The organism is Corynebacterium sp. UMB10119B (assembly GCF_030228125.1).
Classification (GTDB): domain Bacteria; phylum Actinomycetota; class Actinomycetes; order Mycobacteriales; family Mycobacteriaceae; genus Corynebacterium; species Corynebacterium pseudogenitalium.
In genome coordinates this window covers 66029-83802 of record NZ_JASPBG010000009.1, presented here as the reverse complement: position 1 = coordinate 83802, position 17774 = coordinate 66029, and the positions used below count along the sequence as shown (strand labels likewise).

At 48.9% G+C, this 17774-nt stretch carries 9 protein-coding genes and 1 pseudogene; 3 read left to right on the top strand and 7 right to left on the bottom strand.

The window, feature by feature from the left end:
- Nucleotides 1-333 precede the first annotated feature (333 nt).
- Together QP802_RS08065 and QP802_RS08060 are read left to right on the top strand one after the other, a co-directional pair.
- A complete protein-coding gene (locus QP802_RS08065) occupies nt 334-3735 on the top strand; it encodes a bifunctional glycosyltransferase/CDP-glycerol:glycerophosphate glycerophosphotransferase (RefSeq protein WP_256001315.1) in 3402 nt (1133 codons plus the stop codon).
- A gap of 359 nt (nt 3736-4094) precedes the next feature.
- Nucleotides 4095-4394, top strand: coding sequence for an ATP-binding protein (locus QP802_RS08060; RefSeq protein WP_350338469.1), 300 nt, complete (start codon nt 4095-4097; stop codon nt 4392-4394).
- A 709-nt stretch (nt 4395-5103) separates the two neighbouring features.
- On the opposite strand, the gene QP802_RS08055 is transcribed toward QP802_RS08060, so the two are convergent.
- Both QP802_RS08055 and QP802_RS08050 read right to left on the bottom strand, forming a co-directional pair.
- Nucleotides 5104-8829: a bifunctional glycosyltransferase/CDP-glycerol:glycerophosphate glycerophosphotransferase gene (locus QP802_RS08055; protein WP_083329383.1), complete on the bottom strand. Its 3726-nt coding sequence runs from the start codon at nt 8827-8829 to the stop codon at nt 5104-5106.
- Between the two features lie 573 nt (nt 8830-9402).
- Nucleotides 9403-11169 (bottom strand): glycosyltransferase family protein, encoded by a 1767-nt coding sequence (locus QP802_RS08050; protein WP_176754787.1) that lies wholly within the window; start codon nt 11167-11169, stop codon nt 9403-9405.
- Between the two features lie 517 nt (nt 11170-11686).
- Here QP802_RS08050 and QP802_RS08045 point away from each other — a divergent pair.
- A pseudogene (locus QP802_RS08045) lies at nt 11687-11953 on the top strand (transposase); the annotation flags it as partial.
- Nucleotides 11954-12540: 587 nt separating this feature from the next.
- On the opposite strand, the gene QP802_RS08040 reads toward QP802_RS08045, so the two are convergent.
- The 5 genes from QP802_RS08040 to QP802_RS08020 all read right to left on the bottom strand — a co-directional run bounded on the left by QP802_RS08040 (nt 12541) and on the right by QP802_RS08020 (nt 17723).
- Nucleotides 12541-12981 carry a hypothetical protein gene (locus QP802_RS08040; protein ID WP_284818259.1) on the bottom strand — a complete coding sequence of 147 codons (441 nt, stop codon included), beginning with the start codon at nt 12979-12981 and terminating at the stop codon, nt 12541-12543.
- Nucleotides 12978-15050, bottom strand: coding sequence for a glycosyltransferase family protein (locus QP802_RS08035; protein ID WP_284818257.1), 2073 nt, complete (start codon nt 15048-15050; stop codon nt 12978-12980). Before QP802_RS08035 ends, QP802_RS08040 begins: the two co-directional genes overlap by 4 nt.
- Nucleotides 15051-15426: 376 nt before the next feature.
- Nucleotides 15427-15822, bottom strand: coding sequence for a glycerol-3-phosphate cytidylyltransferase (gene tagD, locus QP802_RS08030; protein ID WP_256001322.1), 396 nt, complete (start codon nt 15820-15822; stop codon nt 15427-15429).
- 205 nt (nt 15823-16027) lie between these two features.
- Nucleotides 16028-16846: an ABC transporter ATP-binding protein gene (locus QP802_RS08025; RefSeq protein ID WP_070975302.1), complete on the bottom strand. Its 819-nt coding sequence runs from the start codon at nt 16844-16846 to the stop codon at nt 16028-16030.
- Nucleotides 16830-17723 (bottom strand): ABC transporter permease, encoded by an 894-nt coding sequence (locus QP802_RS08020; protein WP_070975303.1) that lies wholly within the window; start codon nt 17721-17723, stop codon nt 16830-16832. Before QP802_RS08020 ends, QP802_RS08025 begins: the two co-directional genes overlap by 17 nt.
- Between the last annotated feature and the right edge of the window lie 51 nt (nt 17724-17774).

The window sequence follows — 17774 nt, the reverse complement described above, 5'->3', positions numbered from 1 at the left end:
GAGGCATGCCTTGCTGAGCTGCCATGTCATCGGTGTTGGCCTCGCGTGAAGTTGTCGCTTCCGCGGGGCCGTTTGACATTTTGGATATAGCCGCTTTCTAGACGCAAGTAATTGTTCCATATACCTGGCTAAAAACGGGCTGCTACCACTATGAAACGTGTTCGTGCCAACTATCTAAACGATTTGTTGCTGCTGCACGAATGGGATTCATCGGGCCTGTTCAAGGAACAGTTTAATTTGTCCCTCTACTAAACTAGCATCGGATAACCAGAATCCACGGAACACCACGAACAATTATTGCTTTATAGCTGTGAAAATTTGCCGGGAGTGCTAATGAAGCTTTCTAAATTCAAGCCAGCAGTACAGTATGTTCATGACCTCAGAAGATGGGCTCGACAAACGCGATATGCTCAGTCTTGGTTGAATCTGACTCCTCCGAAGGACAATCCGACACTCTCGATAGTCATCCCCTGCTATAACGCTTCCAGATGGATATTGACACTTGTTCACAGTATCCAGGCACAGGGAATTGACGACTTAGAGATATTAGTAATCGACGACAACTCCACCGATCAATCAGCCACCATCCTAAAGTACTTAGCGCTGTTGGACCGACGGATACGCGTGATCCCCGGCGAAGGGCGCGGCCCTGGGGCTGCTCGTAATCTTGGGGTTTCCCTGGCAAAGGGAAATTATTTAGCATTTGCCGATGCAGACGATTTGGTGTTGCCAGGTGCTTATAAGGCGATGCTTGCGTCAATAACTGAAACCGGAAGCGATTTTGTATTCGGGGGTTACGTGCGCCACCGAAATTCTTCAGTATCTCGACCTCAGATTGTCGAGCGCACACACCAGCGCACCATAAAGCGCGTCAATGCCCAAAGTTTCCCACAAGCATTCGAAGAGCCGGTCTTATGGAATAAAGTTTTCAAAAAATCCTTTTGGGATCGCCATATCGGGGACATGCCTACTGAACTTAATTATGAGGATCAGCTACCGGTCCTAAAAGCAATCATCAATGCAACATCATTCGATGTTCTCAAGGAAGACGTATATTCGTGGCGGCTGTCCGAAGAGGGCCAGTCACGCTCCAGCGCGAAATCCTCTTCAAAAGACTTACGGGATCGGACCGAGATCACTCAAATAATGTGGCAAGAGGCACTTCAATCCGGTGCTCCACGTGAACTCGCAGCATTCATGCTAGAGCGCTTCATCTCCCGTGACATCCCTCTTTATGCTGTTAATGCCCCACGCAAACCCCATGGCGATAGCTTTCGAGAGTCACTTCGTATCTTCGCGAATTTACTCTTTGAATGGACTCATGACTTTCCTGAAATTTGGAATAACCTGCCTTTCGCCCGTAGATCACTAATCTGGGTACTCGCTAATGGCTCGGACTCTGATTTAGATGAGGAGCTTGGTTTGCGGTTAGAAACGAACTCAGGCTACGCATTTACCTCAAGTGGAGCCCCTGCCCCGGAATGCTTACCTCGAGTAAAGGGGCTACCAGCCGAACTATTGAGAGCCAGGAAAGTAGACTTGCCCACGCGAGCAAAGATCCAGTCGCTGCAGTGGTTGGATGCCAATACCTGTCGCCTCAGAATTCGCGCATTCATGGCAGGCGTCGCGCCTGACGAGGTAAACCTCAATGTATTCATCCTGGAAGCATCGGAGGTTGACAGCGACACTCCCGATCCTAACATCACCGACGGTGTTTCTCCGGTACCTATTGAGCAGGTTATTGACACACGTAATGATGCTGAAGTACGTGATCCTTGGCATAATAGACAAGCCAACTCTTTCGAATTTACAGTTTCGCTTGACAAGCTCGATAAAGTTTCATTTGCAGTAAAATGCGACTGGTACGGATTTACCACTATCTCATATCTACGCGCGAGCACCGATCCGTCAACCAACATACCATCGCCGATCGGCCAAAATTCGCGTTGGACGGTCACACCGAAACGTGGAATCGGCGGGAAGCGGTTCGAACTCCACCGACAAACTGCAGACGAAAACTCCTTAGTGCTGGCCAACTACATGGTGTCTGCTTCACGCATAACTACATTTGCGCATCCAGCTGACGCTCCAAGTATCATTTCGAAATCCACGACGCGGATGAAGCCCTTAGGGTATCAGCGTTTACTCGGTTGGGCTAAGACGGCTCCACTGATGCACAACCATCGACCCTTGATTTTTGACGTCCTACACGTTCAAGAGGCTAATTCTGTAGAACGTTTGATCATTGAACACGATATATTTGGAAACGCAATGGTCAATTTTAAAGCGACCCGAGTCGTCATAGATGAAGCATCGCTTCACGGCTCCCGCTTAGTTATTTCCGGGAGATCGAGCTCTTCTTATCTGAAGCCCACGCTTTGGTTGAGCTCATCCAGCAGCGTGTTAAAAGCTTCAACCACCTGGCGTGGTCAACAGTTCACTGCAGAGTTTGCGCTGACCTCACTCCGCGCTAAATCATATTTTCTCCGGTGGTCTCATTTACCGAATAACCGTTTCACCAAAGCAGCCGTCGAGCCCGGACGACTGGCAGCAAACACCTTCATCGAAGGGACCGTACGTAGTGTTCTGGTAGAGCCCCGTATAAATGGTACGACTGCGTTCTTCATCCTTCCTCCTAGAGACATCGCATACAACACCTCGTGGGAGATTTATCGGGGCATCCCTAAACAGTCTCAGCCGCTATTGAGGGGTATTTTTTTCGAATCCTTTAGCGGGAAGAACGCTGCTGACAACCCTGGAGCAATATGTGAATATCTCATTCATCAGATAGGACAAATACCACTTTGGGTATCAGTAAGGGACGAACAAACAAAAGTGCCTGATGGTGCAATACCAGTGATAACTGGCAGCGACGACTGGTACGACAAGTTAACACGCTCGAAGATAATTATAGGTAACGATAATTTTCCTTTATGGTTTAGAAAGCGCGAGGGGCAATACTGGCTCCAAACTTGGCATGGTACTCCCATCAAGCGTCTTCTATTTGATGCACATCCTAATTTCGTTGGCCTGTCGTACCGGCGATTAATGAGAAGACAGGCAACTGATTGGGACCTGTTGTTAGCGCAAACAACGCGCGCGGGTAAACTAATCGGTGGATCCGCCCTGTATAAGGGTGAGGTAATGGTCGGAGAATATCCTCGCAATATTAAACTTGCCCGGGGTCTAAACGACGTAGAAGGGTTGAAGAGGAAGCTTGACATCCCTTTAGACAAACCGGTGATTCTTTGGGCACCTACTTGGCGTTACTCTGCCAACGGAATTCCCTTTCCTGCGGCGCTCATAGCTCGAAAAAACAAAGCTGTCGTACTAGTTCGAAGTCACCACATGTCATCAATAACTATGCAGGGTCCCGGAGTAATTAACGTCAGCGACTATCCCCACGTCGAGGAACTCATGGCGGTTTCGGATTTATTGATTTCCGACTATTCCTCAGTCCTTTTCGATTTTCAGCTCACTAAGAAGCCGGCAATCATTTATGCTCCAGATCTCAAGCGATACCGCGATGAAGAGAGAGGGTTTTATGGTGATTGGCCCTCTGACTCTACCCACCCGTACGCTGAAAACACGAAAGAGTTGCTGTCAACAATCGAATTGGTTCTAGAAAATCCCATCTCGAGAGACTCTGAATTGGCGGCGCAACGGGTCGAAAGCCAGGTAGAGAACACCCTAGAAAGAATCTTATCGTGGGTGAGAGCGCACCTTGAACAGTAGAATTGCTTGACGGAGAGAGAACGCATGCCTTCACCATTGGAGCTTGCTGAGTTTATTAGTTACCGCGATTAAGTGTTGTGCGGGGTATCCAGTAACAACCTGGTGACTATCGGGTAACGCAATGGCGGGCTTCGAGTAACTCTTTGGGAGAAGATCCCTCTGTCCGTGTGGCAAAAGGACACGCGACACAATCAGAAAAGTCCGATCGTGACTGAATACCGGGCCGTGATGGACCTTGTCGTACAAGGCTGGTCCGTCCGCCAAACCTGCTCAACTAAATATGCGCTTCGAAGCCAACGAGTAACGCTCCAACGCTTCCGTGGCACCTGGATGATCCCTGCGCCACCGGGCACTCACTCATGCGCTACCGGATACTCACTACGCCGCTACCATTTCAGTCTTCTAAACATACTCTGCCCGTTTCTTGTCGAACAGACACCCTGGCCAACCAACTGATGGTTCCACGCCATGATTGTCGGATAGCACAGCACGCGTGGAGTTTCTTTGAAGACTTGCACCTAGCAGATGCACTCGTGCTTGACGACTTCTCAACGACGCCGATTGATACTGCCACAGCACACCAACTGCTCAATATTCTTGCTGAGCGTGAACACCGGAGATCAACGATTGTCACCTCCCAATTCACGCCCTATGAGTGATACGAGTCCGTCCCGTATGCTGTCGTCGCTGAGTCGGTACTGAATCGGCTTGTCGTGGGGCTGGGATCGTCACGCTGGAAGGCTCGAACATGCGCCTCGAAGCCAATACGAAGTAGCAGCTCATAGTTGACGTCTAAGTGTTACTCGATACTCACCACAGTGTTGCTAAGTCCATGGGCCTAACAAAGCTTAGATTATATACCCAGAAAGAACCCCTGCAAGTTTAAGGAAAAAGAGAAACTGGTCCATCGGGTCATAGAGACGGTCCGGTTGGAATCTTGCCCACTGCAACGGCGCTACGAGAAGATCGGCGAGTTCCTACTCGTGTCACGACAGCGCCAAAGTATGGGAGCGAGGCCACAGCGTGACTAGATGCCGAAACATAAAAATAAGAGCTCAAGCTTCTGTACACCGAAGACCACGAACCGCAACGAGCAAACGAGATACTCAAGACAACTTCGGCTTTTCGCAGCAAAACTCCACCACTCTTAAGACCAAATAGTCTCCAATATCGACGTGCAAAGATCGGTATAGTATCGATACCATCTGCTACGTCCTTCAACAAGCAGATCGTGGATTCATCGCCTCACGCGGCCGCCGCAAAAGCCGCTACGCGCCTCCCCGATTACGGGGGAATACGAGTGGTGGACGGCGTATGCCTGCCGCCCACCACCTCGAGGCTCCGCTTATATTTATTTTCACTTGGGTTTTAATTCCGGTCTGCATTAAAAACCAAGTCGTACACCTCTTTAGCTGTGCTCTCAGAGTCATTTGGCGCAAACTTTGCTCTATAACTGTGATATGCAGTTGCGTATCGAGCCTTCACATCGTCGAGATTGCTTAAAGCATCGATGAGTTGAGACGTGGATTCACATAACGGTCCAGGAGCTGAGTCTACAAAATTAAAATAAAAACCTCGCGTTTTGCTGCTGTATTGTTCCAAGTCGGGAACCAGGAACAATATAGGTTTACCAGTGTTGACATAATCGAACATAACAGACGAGTAATCGCCGACCATCAAGTCTGATGCGTTAATCAAGTCATTGAGATCCGGATACTTCGTCACGTCAATAACATTAGAGCCAGCCAACACCTTATTGGATTTGCTCGTGTTGACGTGGCCTCTCGCCAAGACGACCACGTCGGAGCCAAACCTTTTTTGTAATGCACCAAAATCCAAATATGACACCTTTTCGTAATGGCCAGACGAGGTTTTTTTGTTATCTCGCCATGTCGGAGCATATAAGATGACAGTTTGGTTTTCCTCTATCTCAAAAAACTCACGAGTAATCTGTCGAGATTCTTTGGCAACCTTGCCGAACAACGAGGAATTCCGAGGATATCCGATATCAATCACGTCACCCTCGTAACCGAACGCCTTACTCATCGTACGCCCGGCCCAAGGGGATTGAGCCAGGAAATAGTCCCAATACGCCGCCTCTCGTACCATTAACTGCCTATACACAAGACTAAGGTTTTGTGACGGCACGTCATTTCCGATGCGTTTCAGCGGCGTACCATGCCAGGTTTGCAGATAAACCTGGTTCGAAGCCTTACGGAATGCAGAAGGGAAATTATTATTATTTACCAGGTACTTTGCAGTCGAAAGTATTTCCCACCACTTACTGCTATATTGGACCAAAGGAACTGCTCCCTTTGGCACCGCAATGGATTGATCCTTTACCGTCCAGTATCGAACGAGATCAGGGCGATTTCGTCCTATCTCACGGTCTAAAGCTAAGCACGAGTCTGTGACGGCCGACCCTCCAAAGCTCTCGAATAAGACAGCCTCAACAAGGTTTCGGCTCCCCTCAGTCATGTACTTACTTTGCAAGCGATATTGCTTGATCCTGCCTTGACTATCAGGAAGTAACAGTGGTGCGATACGCACGTTCATGCCATGCGCAGAAGGCGTAGGAGATACGATGACGCGACTTAATTCGCCATAAATGGTTACCTCTCGAAGGATTTCTTCCTTAACAATTCGGGGCCAAACACTCGCAGGCAATTTCTTGCCAGTCGGTTGGAGGATTTGGAAAACATACGATCCAGACGGGACGGCTACGCGGGCCCCACGTGCATCCGTGCGGTCGAGCCGAAAACTTACAGTGAACGCGCCAGTCTCGCCGTTAAACGTGAAATTGCTCGGGTAGATGTTACCTGCAGCAGAATTTACCAAGGCGAAAGACGGCGATGACTGCCGGACTAACCCCAAATCGAAAAATGCCCTCCCCTCAACAGTCAGGGAGTTTCTTCCTTCATCAAACGAATACCCCTCCACAATGCCGAACTGCGAGTATTTTTCGAGTGAAGCATATCCCCAGAGCGACGCGGTCAATCCGAAGAATGGCTTAGCGTATTGATTCTTTAGACGGTTAGGCAGCGACAGGTGGGATACATACATGTCGTGGCTGACTATTTTGAGGTCGAAAGCGGTGATGTTTTTAGCTTTGTCTCCCCCTTTCCACGGAAGTGGAAGGTTTGTAACCCATTTTTCGCCTTCCATGTCCAGTTCAGCCTGGGTTAAGACAGTCCCACCCCGAGACGCTTCAATGCGAAGGCCATATTCCTCAATGGATCGTCTCCAATGCTTATCGTCTTGCTTCAGATTGTCAATCTCCAGCTTCAACCGCCCATCAACGAATTTTGCGTCAGCGACCATAAATCGGGCTTCCTCGACTTTGACGCTGATTCCGTTCGAGTTCGAACCAAAGACCACTCGGTCTCCACTCCCAGTGAGCTCACCTGGTTGCAGGGCGGTCAACCCCATCCATCGCGAAAACTTCGTTCTCTCACTTTCCACATAAAAGGCGTCAGTATTAACACGACATTTCAGCATCATCTCCTGTCCGACCTGATGTCCAATTTTTGACTTTAAATAGTCCGGATCGAGATTGATGCGGATTACTGACGCGGACTGGTCCACAAACCAATTTGGGAGAAAAGGAATTAACTCTTCGCGAGTAATCTGCTCTGGGTCAAGTGAAATCAATTCGTCCCCGTCGCTCGATGCAAGGTACGGTTCCAACACCAGGGAGGCACCCCAGACTGTCGGCAGACAATTCAGTGCACACCAAACGTCCAGCGATACCGTTCCATCTTCATTCATTTTCTGGTCGAAGACCCGAAAATCTAGTTTCAACAGCGACGGACTGATGATCCGTTCCTCGTTGGTTAATTCAAACGATAAGCCGTCCTCAATCTTGGAGTAAGCAACTACATTGCCATTTTCGTCGATTTCATCTTCCCAGTAGGGTCCAAATTCTTGAAAATGAAGTAGCACTGCACGAAAGTCATCAATGGTCCCCTTTGCCAGTGCTAGCGCCATCAAACGACGGTCGTAAGGCATTGCCTGGACCGCACCGAGGTCTGCCTTTGGGTAAAAGTATTGCACGGCGGCTTGAAGAGAGCGACCAAATTGCGAATCGGTACGTGGCTCTTCTCGGTAGTAATAATACAAGTCCTCTGAAAGGAGCTTTGTGAACCAGTAGTTCTTAAGCGATTCATCCGGGCTCACCTCAACTATTTTTTCCACCGACTTTGCGACATGCACCCTCTGCTCAAGGTCGTAGAGATTCGCTTTATTTTGGGTAATAGAGCTATTGTCATCCCGCTGTCGCCACCTATAGACGACCTCGGCCAAGAGATCGAACTTGATACCACCAGCGTAAAGCTTCGCTGTCGCCTCTTGGTCCTCGTATAGGACCCCTTCAGGAAACTTGCCTACAAGTTCGTCCCACTGATCAGCCCTAAACAACTTGTTACAGGCGAATACGTCATACAGAGCTGGAGGAAGTTCCGATGCTGTAACGCCCTGCTGGTCTTTGAAATGAACTTCTTCCACCCATGCTGGTGTCCATGAGCGAGTCGAGTTAAACCGTTCAATCGAACCTGCTACAAAAAACGAACCCGATCTCTCCAATGACTTAACCATCATAGAGATGCCGCTTGGAGTAACGATGTCATCTGAATCAACAAATGTGAGATACTTGCCGTTTGCCCTCTCGATACCAGTATTTCTGGCGGCTCCCAAACCCGCATTCTCTTTATGAATAACCGTTATTCGGTCATCCATATCTTTGAGCTGCTCACAGATCATCGGCGAGTCATCATCCGATCCGTCATTCACCAGAATCACTTCAACGTTCGAATAGTCCTGGTTCAAGACGCTCAAAACCGCTTCTTCCAAATATTCCTGAACGTTATAGACCGGAATAATGACAGATACCAATGGTCCCGTTCTCAGCGGGCTCTTTGTTGAACGCTTTTCGGCAATCGCTGGCTTCTTCTCACCGGTACCACCAGCAGACGGTGCGCCGGAACGATGCTTGGCATAGAGCTCCGCCCCCAATATCTGACGAAGGCGCGGATTGTCTACCACGCGATCCAGTCCTGCGGAACGAGCGATTTGTGCGACTTTGGTACTAAGTTTCATACAAGGTCCTCAAATATTCAACAGTTTTGCCACTGCATACCAAAACGTTAAGCGAACACGCTAATAGGCAACATTAAGCAAGACGGCAAGCCTCTTTTGCGTTCTCAATATCCGATTCGGATGCTTTCGTCTTTCATTACCTTAGCACTTTCGTCCTCATTTGAACTGTCGGGCTCCTGATTATTCCCAGTCCTTTCATCAAAACGACCTATCAGACGGTCAACAGCAAAACACAGACCATCACTGACACGCCAGTCACTTTCCATCCCTAACGACCAGTGTCAAATGGATGTCCGCCCGCTCAGAATCATGGTCGCCGAAGCGTCCTGGGAAACTTACCACCCCTGTTAACCGCTCAATCTGCTTAGCATCCGGCTGGATATATAGTGCCTACGCATGGTTGTCTGCGTAATAATGACAACAGAGTCCCGATTAGTCGGAGTGAAGGGACACGAGCCCGTATACTGAGGACTGCGGAATCCACTCCACCAAGCTCTGAAGAGAACTGCAAATAGATACGCGGATGTTGATCGCGTACAACAGGTTTCGCCTAGTCGAACTGTTAGCCAGTAACTATGCAATTACATGTTTTTCGTGTAATCCAAATGTACGCACTTGCCCTTGTGCAATGAAATCTTCATCTGAAATTCGCCACGTATGGCCTGAGCTTCTGACCTGGATAAAATTAAATCGGTCACTGCAGTATATACTGCCACCTCGCCTCTTTACCGTGTTGATGAATGCTGTGTCTTCACCTGTATTTCTTGGTTGGAATGGCGTCTGCTTAAAGGTAGCTATTGGCCCAAATAGAGTAGGACCGGCTACAAAGTTGCCCCAGAGATGCTCACATTCTGGGTTGCGGAGAACCAAAGCATCATACTGTTGTATGTAGGCATAACAGGCTTGCTTTCCGATAAGATCTGCACCGCTGAATGCTGCTGTGTTCCTCATGTCTTCTAAATAATGAGGCAAGTAGATATCATCATCATCGAATTTAGCAATGTATTGGCCGCGTGCGTAGCTAACTGCTTTGTTGAGGCATGCACCCAATGTCTCATCCTTCGGAGATGAATCTATGATTACCTCCTTTGCAGAAATCCCATACGCTTCGAACAGTCGCTCGCGTTCTGAATCATCAAGTTCGTAGCCATGCGTGATTAAGACGAGTTCACGGTCAACGTTGATCTGACGCGAGTACTGCGAAAGTAGATGCTCAATGTTGTTTGGCCGATTTGAGGAGCAGATCACTGAAATTGTAGGTGAAAAAGTTGCCGAATCGTCTTGGAGTTTTATAGCGTCAAAGAGCAATTGCGCTCGGTGGTGGTAGCAGTGCCGATTCCAAATTGTGCGTTGTGCCTTGTGAACCATCCGGTCTCGAACTTCTGGAGAATTAACTAGAGTCTTTATTTTCGCAGCCGCATCCTCAGCCGATCGTGCTATAGAAATTTCATCTTCCGCAAAAAAGTTTGAAACTGCAGGGGAATACGCAGACACGACAGCTGCACCGCAGGCGGGAAGCTCGAACAGTCTCCTCGCACACATTGTTGCGCTATCGGTCACGGAATTTACATTTAAAAAAACTTTATGTTCCTTATTGGCACTAAGCATTCTGTCAGGACTTAGGGAACCTACGACATAACTTCTGAAGTGAGACGGAAATCTATAGCGTTTATCCAGCTCATTTTGCCTGGAAAATATCGTTAATGAAGCTCGATTGTCCTGCGCTACCTTTATGGCACCTTTTAGTAAGACGTCAAGTTGCCGACGTCGTTCAGCGTATTTTTCTGTGAAATAGGTCCCTGCAAAAGCGATATCACCCCGACGAATGCGAGGGTCTCGGATCCCTGGCATTGTCGGAGAATTGTTAGCGGGGTTGTGGATTTTAGGTTGAGCTGCAAAGGGCATAACCGCAACGGTGGCATTGTTGACGAAAGATTCATATTTCGGAATCATGTTCGCGTCGGTGGTGAAGATGACATCGAACAGTAGGGCTGTCTGGAGAAACTCGTCGAAATGGACGGGATCTTCTTTGTTCCAGAAGACCGTGGGGATACCTCGATTCTTACACCAGTCTACGACACTCGCAAGCTCGGCGTCTGGTGATCCGGTACTTTTAATTTTTCCACGCCATTCTCCGTGGTTTCCAGAATGGGCTGACTCTACGAACAGAAAATCAACATTCGTTTGTTCTAGCTGATGTCTCCAATTATCGACGGTTATTACAATAGTATTAAACTCTTGTTGCCAGCAGTGTAGCGAGAAATCGTCCAGGATTACCGCCGCCCGAATTCTTGGAAAACTTAGTTTTGAAGTATTAAACATGTAGGCAGGTGCAGCCATGGGGTCGAAATTTTGCTGTACGCGCGAGCGTGGGTGGAGGTTAAAAGGTAATGTTAACCACGGGTGGTGGAAATACTTATTAAGATGTGTGACTGCTCTGGCGACTACATAATTGACATTACCTCGCTTCAGCTGGGTTAGCGCCGTATATGCCTTCCGTCCGATAGCCTTTAGTGAATTCATAAGTCAATTTGGTCCGTTTGGTTTGTAATGTTCACCGAGCCGGAATGGTCAGCCTCGCGACTCGGTTATTGTTATTGGTAACTTATGATAGTCCGATCTCCTTGAGCAGGTGAATACCTGCCCTTGCTGGCATGCTGAGTGCAACCAGAAGCCACAAGGAGATTCACGTCGATGCCGCATACAGTATCCCCCGCTGATACGACCCCCACAACGAACGGAATGGGTGTACTACAACTGGCCCCGCAGCACACGCAAGCGTCGGCATGTAATCCTCCTATCTGTTCGCGCCGCGCTAAAGCACCCTGGGTTGAGTCGCTGCCTTAGGTAAGGAAAGATTTGGCACTATGCCCAGAAGTATTCCGTCGAGTTTAAAGTGAAGGCGGTCTATCAGATCATCGTAGTGGTCCGTTTGGAGTCCTACTCAATGCAGCGGGCCTACGAGCAGGTCGGCGAGCTCCTCGGTGTATCTCGCCACACATTGCGGGCGTGGTACCGCGACAGCGCCTCCACCCAAGATGGCCGCATAGGGCCGGATGGCGAAACAATGGAAGAAGAACTTAAACGTTTGCAGCGAGAGAACCGTGAACTGGATCGAGCAAACTGGGGTTGCCCGCGAATCGTGGACGCGCAATGTAACTATCTGGTGGTCAGGCAGCTGTTTCTTTCTTAGCCACCCTCTGAGCGCCGCGACCCTCCTGCTCACTTTTGACCCACTTACCTAACAGGCTTGCGCCGACGCCGATTTCTTTAGCCCCATGTAAGATCGGTCGGCCCGACTCGATGACGAGGTTGGCTGCTTCACATCGCTACTCCGGCGTGAATTGTCTACGTTGTTGACTCACAACGAGCATCCTCTTTTACGGACACATCATCCGTACTACTTGGATTTCCCTTAAAGCGTGGTAGCCTCAACCCTCCTTGGGCGCACTCCTTCCTGTCTATGCCAGCGCTCGGCTGGTGTGTATACCGGCAGTAGGGCTTGGGAAGGTTGCGGAGTGTTGCCAGAAGCCCACTTCGTTGTCGCATTGTCCACACAACGCCTTTACTAATCCATCAGTCGCAGTAAGCAGCAAGCAAGCTTGTGGCGCGCTTAACAGGCACAGTATCCGGTAGGCCATTATGCGCCTCAGGGTTGCTTGCTGAGATGTCGTGTCGACCAAAACATAAAGCGATGCGTCACTCTGCACATCAGATTAAATCGATAATTTTGACGTTGGGGTAATGTGTCTTCAACGTCGCTTCGTAAACTCCTAAAGATTCTCCATGATTCCCGATATAAAACCGTACATCCTTTCCCATCATCGCACCAGCAATTGCAATGTGCATGCGGTCTGTATAGATACATGAATACCGGCTTAAAATCTCGAAAAATGGTGTAATGGAATCCATATGATTACCAAATTTTGAGAGATCCAATGTATCTCTGTACAAGTCACCCAAAGCTGAGCTTCGCTCTTTATCTCCCCTGAAAAAGAAGCCCTCGCCCAAAGCTCCGTCAACCCTAGTTAGGCTTGGCAGTTGCAAAAAGAACGCCATATCGTGACAAAATGACGCTGACGGTACGTGTTCTAGGCTGCCGCTCCTATCGCGGGCAAAATAATCGATTTCACACCCTGACTGGTCGATCATCGAAGTAGGTAGCTATGAGGGAGTTCGATTATGTTGCCAAACACCCCAGCCATCGCTTGAGCTCTGGACCTGTTCCCTGACGTGGAGGCTCTCCACGACCCGCCACCGCCATTTAAAACAGCCTTTTCTCCCACTCTTAAGCCTAGGCGTTCCGACTCTCTCAGGTAAGGTTGCAACTCTTTCCACTGAATCGTCTTAAAGTCAATACCAAAGTGCTTTAGGAACTGCTCTGTACCCTTGTGAATCAGAGCATCTTCCCAGTTCCCCATGTTTGGCACGTAGAGCACCCAATCCCCATTGGATCGTGTTTTAATTTTGTCAGCCAACTCCTTATACTCTGGCGCAGACCGCAAATTCTTCAAGGGGTAACGAGTACGTGGCCACTTGTTGAGCTTCCGCTGTAATGAAACAACGCCAGCCTGCAAAGGCTCCATTTCCATGACTTGCATGATAATTCTTTCGGCTAACGCGAGTGCGTCATCCCATCTCTCGCTACATCCTAGCTCTAAGACTTCATAACCTAACTGGGAGGGTTTTGGAGCGCCTAATTCAGCGCCAAATGTAGACTGTAAACTTTCCTTAAATCTGACGGCTTCCGCTTTATTCCTGACACCGCAGCTCATGACCAGCGTCGATTCCCGCTGTACGATATCAAATGCAATGTCACTTGATTCTCCTGGGTACTCAAGCACAAAAACCTTAGAGCGCCACAACCAGCATTTGTGCCATACGTTGTGGAGTTCGGAAGAAGTTCTTAAAGCGTTAAACAACCAACTAACCATAGGCGCATCCGAAGCGTCATACTTGATTCCAACCGTCGATAGCGAGCGTGTCAATGCAAGGTCCGATGCCTCTTGCACACCTACGTCCTCAAACGCGTAGCGGACAGCTTTTAATAGATGTGATTCGTCCCTTGTCAGCGGACTGCGTCTAACTTCCCGCGACACTTCCCTACGCGTCGGAATCTTCCACCCCGAATTCAAAGGCTTAAAATGCGCAAGCATGAAATCACTGCTCTTGCATTCTCCGACGCCGCGAACGTAATGAGCTGTGGGATGGGCTGACGGTTTCACGCGGTCACTGGCCATTACCCACTTAGCGTTGCATTCTTGCGCAGTAAAGTATGGAAAGTTCCAGTATCTCGGCAACTGGCCCTCTTGGAGGTCCACAGCAATGTTTGATATCCACCGCCCTCCAACACCGACAACTCCAGATGAGGAGTGTTCAAGTTCGTCAAAAATTGTTCGTTTCTTCAGCGGCACTATCAATTCGTCCACATCACAATTGATCCAACCTACCGCTTTCGTTGTCCATTTGTATCGACAGTTTTGAAAAGCGCCTATCTGACAGAAGTCGGAATCCCAAGCCACGCCCGGCCCTACCCAAGGACTACCTTGCGGACCGTATTTAAAACCCCAATCAACAACAACGACATGTCCAATTCCATCAATACTCGCAACGGCTTTCGCAATATCTTGAGGAGAATACCTATCGGACCCGTTGTCGTAAATTATAACTGCATTAACGCCGTGATTTTTAACATAGAACTGGGCCCAATCTCGTATCCACGCCAGCTCTTCATTCTTTTGCAGCGTCATGAGAACTTTCGAATCTTTAAGAATCTCATAGCTCGAGATGTCTATTTCTGATTCTACGAAGAGCCCTAAAGATTCAATACGAAGCGTAAAACTAACTGTGGAGTTTTCGGGCGGCGAAGGAAGCGAAAAGATTGTAATCTGTGACCGCTCGAGGGCTTCGGTCTTTTCGAAGATTGCAACCTCTCCGTCAATAGTAACAGTTGCTGATCGTACATGCTCTTCCAAATTTAAAAGCGGTGGCCCTGACAACACAACGTCTTCTCCCACTAAAACTATGTCATAGAAGAGGGTGCTATCGTCGTATTTTTCCGCATAAGTAGGGTCTTGGAGGTGCTGAGGGCGGGCGGCGGCTCGCCTAATCGCTCCTTCAGGAAGACTGACTGAATTTGGAGTAGCTAGAGTGATTTTAGGCGCACTTTCACCCTTCAAGTTGCCTAAAGCCGTCGCATCTATGCTCGATCCTTGATTCATGAGTTACCTTTTCATTAGTTATTAAATTACAACCTGGTCCCCACCATCAGTTTTAAACCTTAAGTCTTCGTGAAGGTCGTTTGCACCGCGGACACATAATGAACGCCTAGACTTCGATTATCTTTACTTCCACAAGTATTCCCAGTACTGTCCTCTTCAATAGAGTGCCTAACCCAGCACGTTGGACTATAGCGACTAAGTTAACTTACTAGTCGATAGCACCCCTTCGATTATCCCCATCCACTCTTACGTTGCAAATAGCTTGCTTGTACGGAAGGGGCATCGCCCCTCTGCACACCAAATTTTTAACCACTAGCAATTAGCTACTGCAGTGGCATGCACCGCGGCGCCAGGGGTTTCAAACTACTACCTCAATTTATCCATCGCGGTTCAATTCTCTCTTAATCTGAGTAGTTGAAATATCAGGAGTACGAGGCAGGTAAATTACCTCGCACTTCCCCTCAAGCTCAGCATCAAATTTGCCTGACCAGTCATCTCCCATAACGAAAACGTCAACTTTAAGGTTCTCTACATCACGAGCTTTTTGCCCCCATGTTTGTTCTGGTACAACTAGGTCAACATACCGTATAGCTTCCAGCATTCGGCGTCGCCTTTCGTAGGAAAAGTACGAGTGCTTACCTTTAAGTTTATTGAACTCATCAGTAGATAACGCAACTATCAAATAGTCACCAAGTGCTTTCGCACGGTGCAGCAGCTCAACGTGGCCGTAATGCAATAGATCAAACGTTCCGTAGGTTATAACACGCCGCATGGGTATCCGAGCATTCTTCCTTCAACGATTAAGTCGATCACTAAATCATCTCGCATGATATCACGCCAGAAGGTTCTTCGTTACAATGCAGCCGCTTCACTCCTAAGTTCCTAAGTTGTTTTCTCTGGCGCTCCGAAAGGGATAGTTGCTCATCGCGATCTTCTTATATGTAGAAGTGAGTGCCGAATCCGCAACCACGTCCTAACTACCGGCTTGTTTCAAGGCAGATACTAGGAGATTGATAGTCGGTCTCTATTTGCTTTATTAAATTCTCAGCATCCTTTCGCTTATTGGCCCCTTTCAGGTTTGCCCACTGCCGGTAATTTGTCGCAATTTTACCCACTTCCCCATCCGCGATGATCCTACCTTCATGAATCCAAAGTCCCCGGTCACACATTGTCTCCAATTGTTTTGGCGAATGCGAGACAAGCAACACAGTGCCAGCACTATTGATAAGCGATTTCATCTTGGCTTCCGCTCGCTGAGCAAATGCTGCGTCACCGGTAGAAAGCGTCTCATCCACGATTAGGATTTCCGGATTCGTTGCTAGCCCAATCGAGAATCCCAATCGTGCTCCCTGCCCTGAAGAATATGTGTTCATTGGGCGATCAATGGCGTCACCGATATCGGCGAGTTCAACAATCCCGGGGAACGCAGCCTTAGATTCTTCAGGCGTCATTCCCATAGCGAGGCAACCTATACGGATGTTTTTTGCACCAGAAAGACGTGGCTGCAACGCGGCATGCACTCCCATCAGCGTCGGCTGGGATTTTACTAGCACATCACCAGTTGTCGGCCTCTCGGCACCGGCAATGATCCGCATCATCGTTGACTTCCCCGACCCATTTTGTCCGAAGAAACCAACTGACTGGCCTTCATACAGCACAAGGTTGATGTCATCGAGCGCACGAACTGTGTCCCAGCCGAAACGCTTTTCCTCAGACTTCACCGGGTAGTCCATAGTGATGTTCCGAAGCACGATCGAAGGAACCATCTCGCTGTCATTGCTATTTGACTGTGGCATAGCGCTCTTCCGCCCTCCAGAAGAAAAGGAATCCGACCGCAAAGGTAGCAAAAGACCAAATGATGATCGGTCCCCAGAGGTCCATTGCTGGTACTTGACCGTACATGACGCAGTTACGGGCTGCCATAAGGAACTGGTACCCCGGGTTGTTTTCCATAACCTCTTTCAGCACTGGTTGGTGGACAAAGCGTTCAACGGAGAAGAACACGCCCGAGCAGTAGAACCAAAAACGCTGCCCCAAGCGGAAAATGATCTCTGCGTCTGGGTAAAATGCTGTGACGCGCGCAACGATGAACATGATGCCTGTGCCGAAAATATGCGCCAGGAAGAAAAGCGGAACGAGAAAGATAATCGTCCAATGCAGCGGCTCATTGAGTTGTGTTAACAACGTGAAAACCGTCGCGACCCCGACAGGTAGCATCGTCGAATAGAACAGACGCAAGCTCTGCGAAAGCACCAGCGCTGCACGCGGGAACATGAACGACTTGATCAAGTTCTGCTGCTTCTTCACCAAGTCATTACCGTCGGTGATGTACTTCTGAAAGATCTGAAATACCGTTACCCCAAGCACCACGTATCCGGGGAAGTTCTGAATACCGTTACTCGTACGGATAATGAAGCCGAAAATTACGGCGTACATCATCGCGTCAATCAACGGTGAAATGACAAGCCAGACTTTGCCCATCCAGACGTCACGCGGCGTGCGAAACGCCTTCGCGGTTGCATCTGCGTGCAGGAAGTAGCGGCGCTGCCAGATCTCGGTGATGTACTGGCTGATAGGCGGCCGTGCAGATACTCTCTTTAGCGACGACGTGTCAACTACGATTGTACTCGAATCCTGGCACTCCAGCTCCTGGCTGTCTGCATCTCGACTCATCAACAATCCTTCCACTGGCGGTGCGACAACTCTCCGTCATTCAAAGCCTAA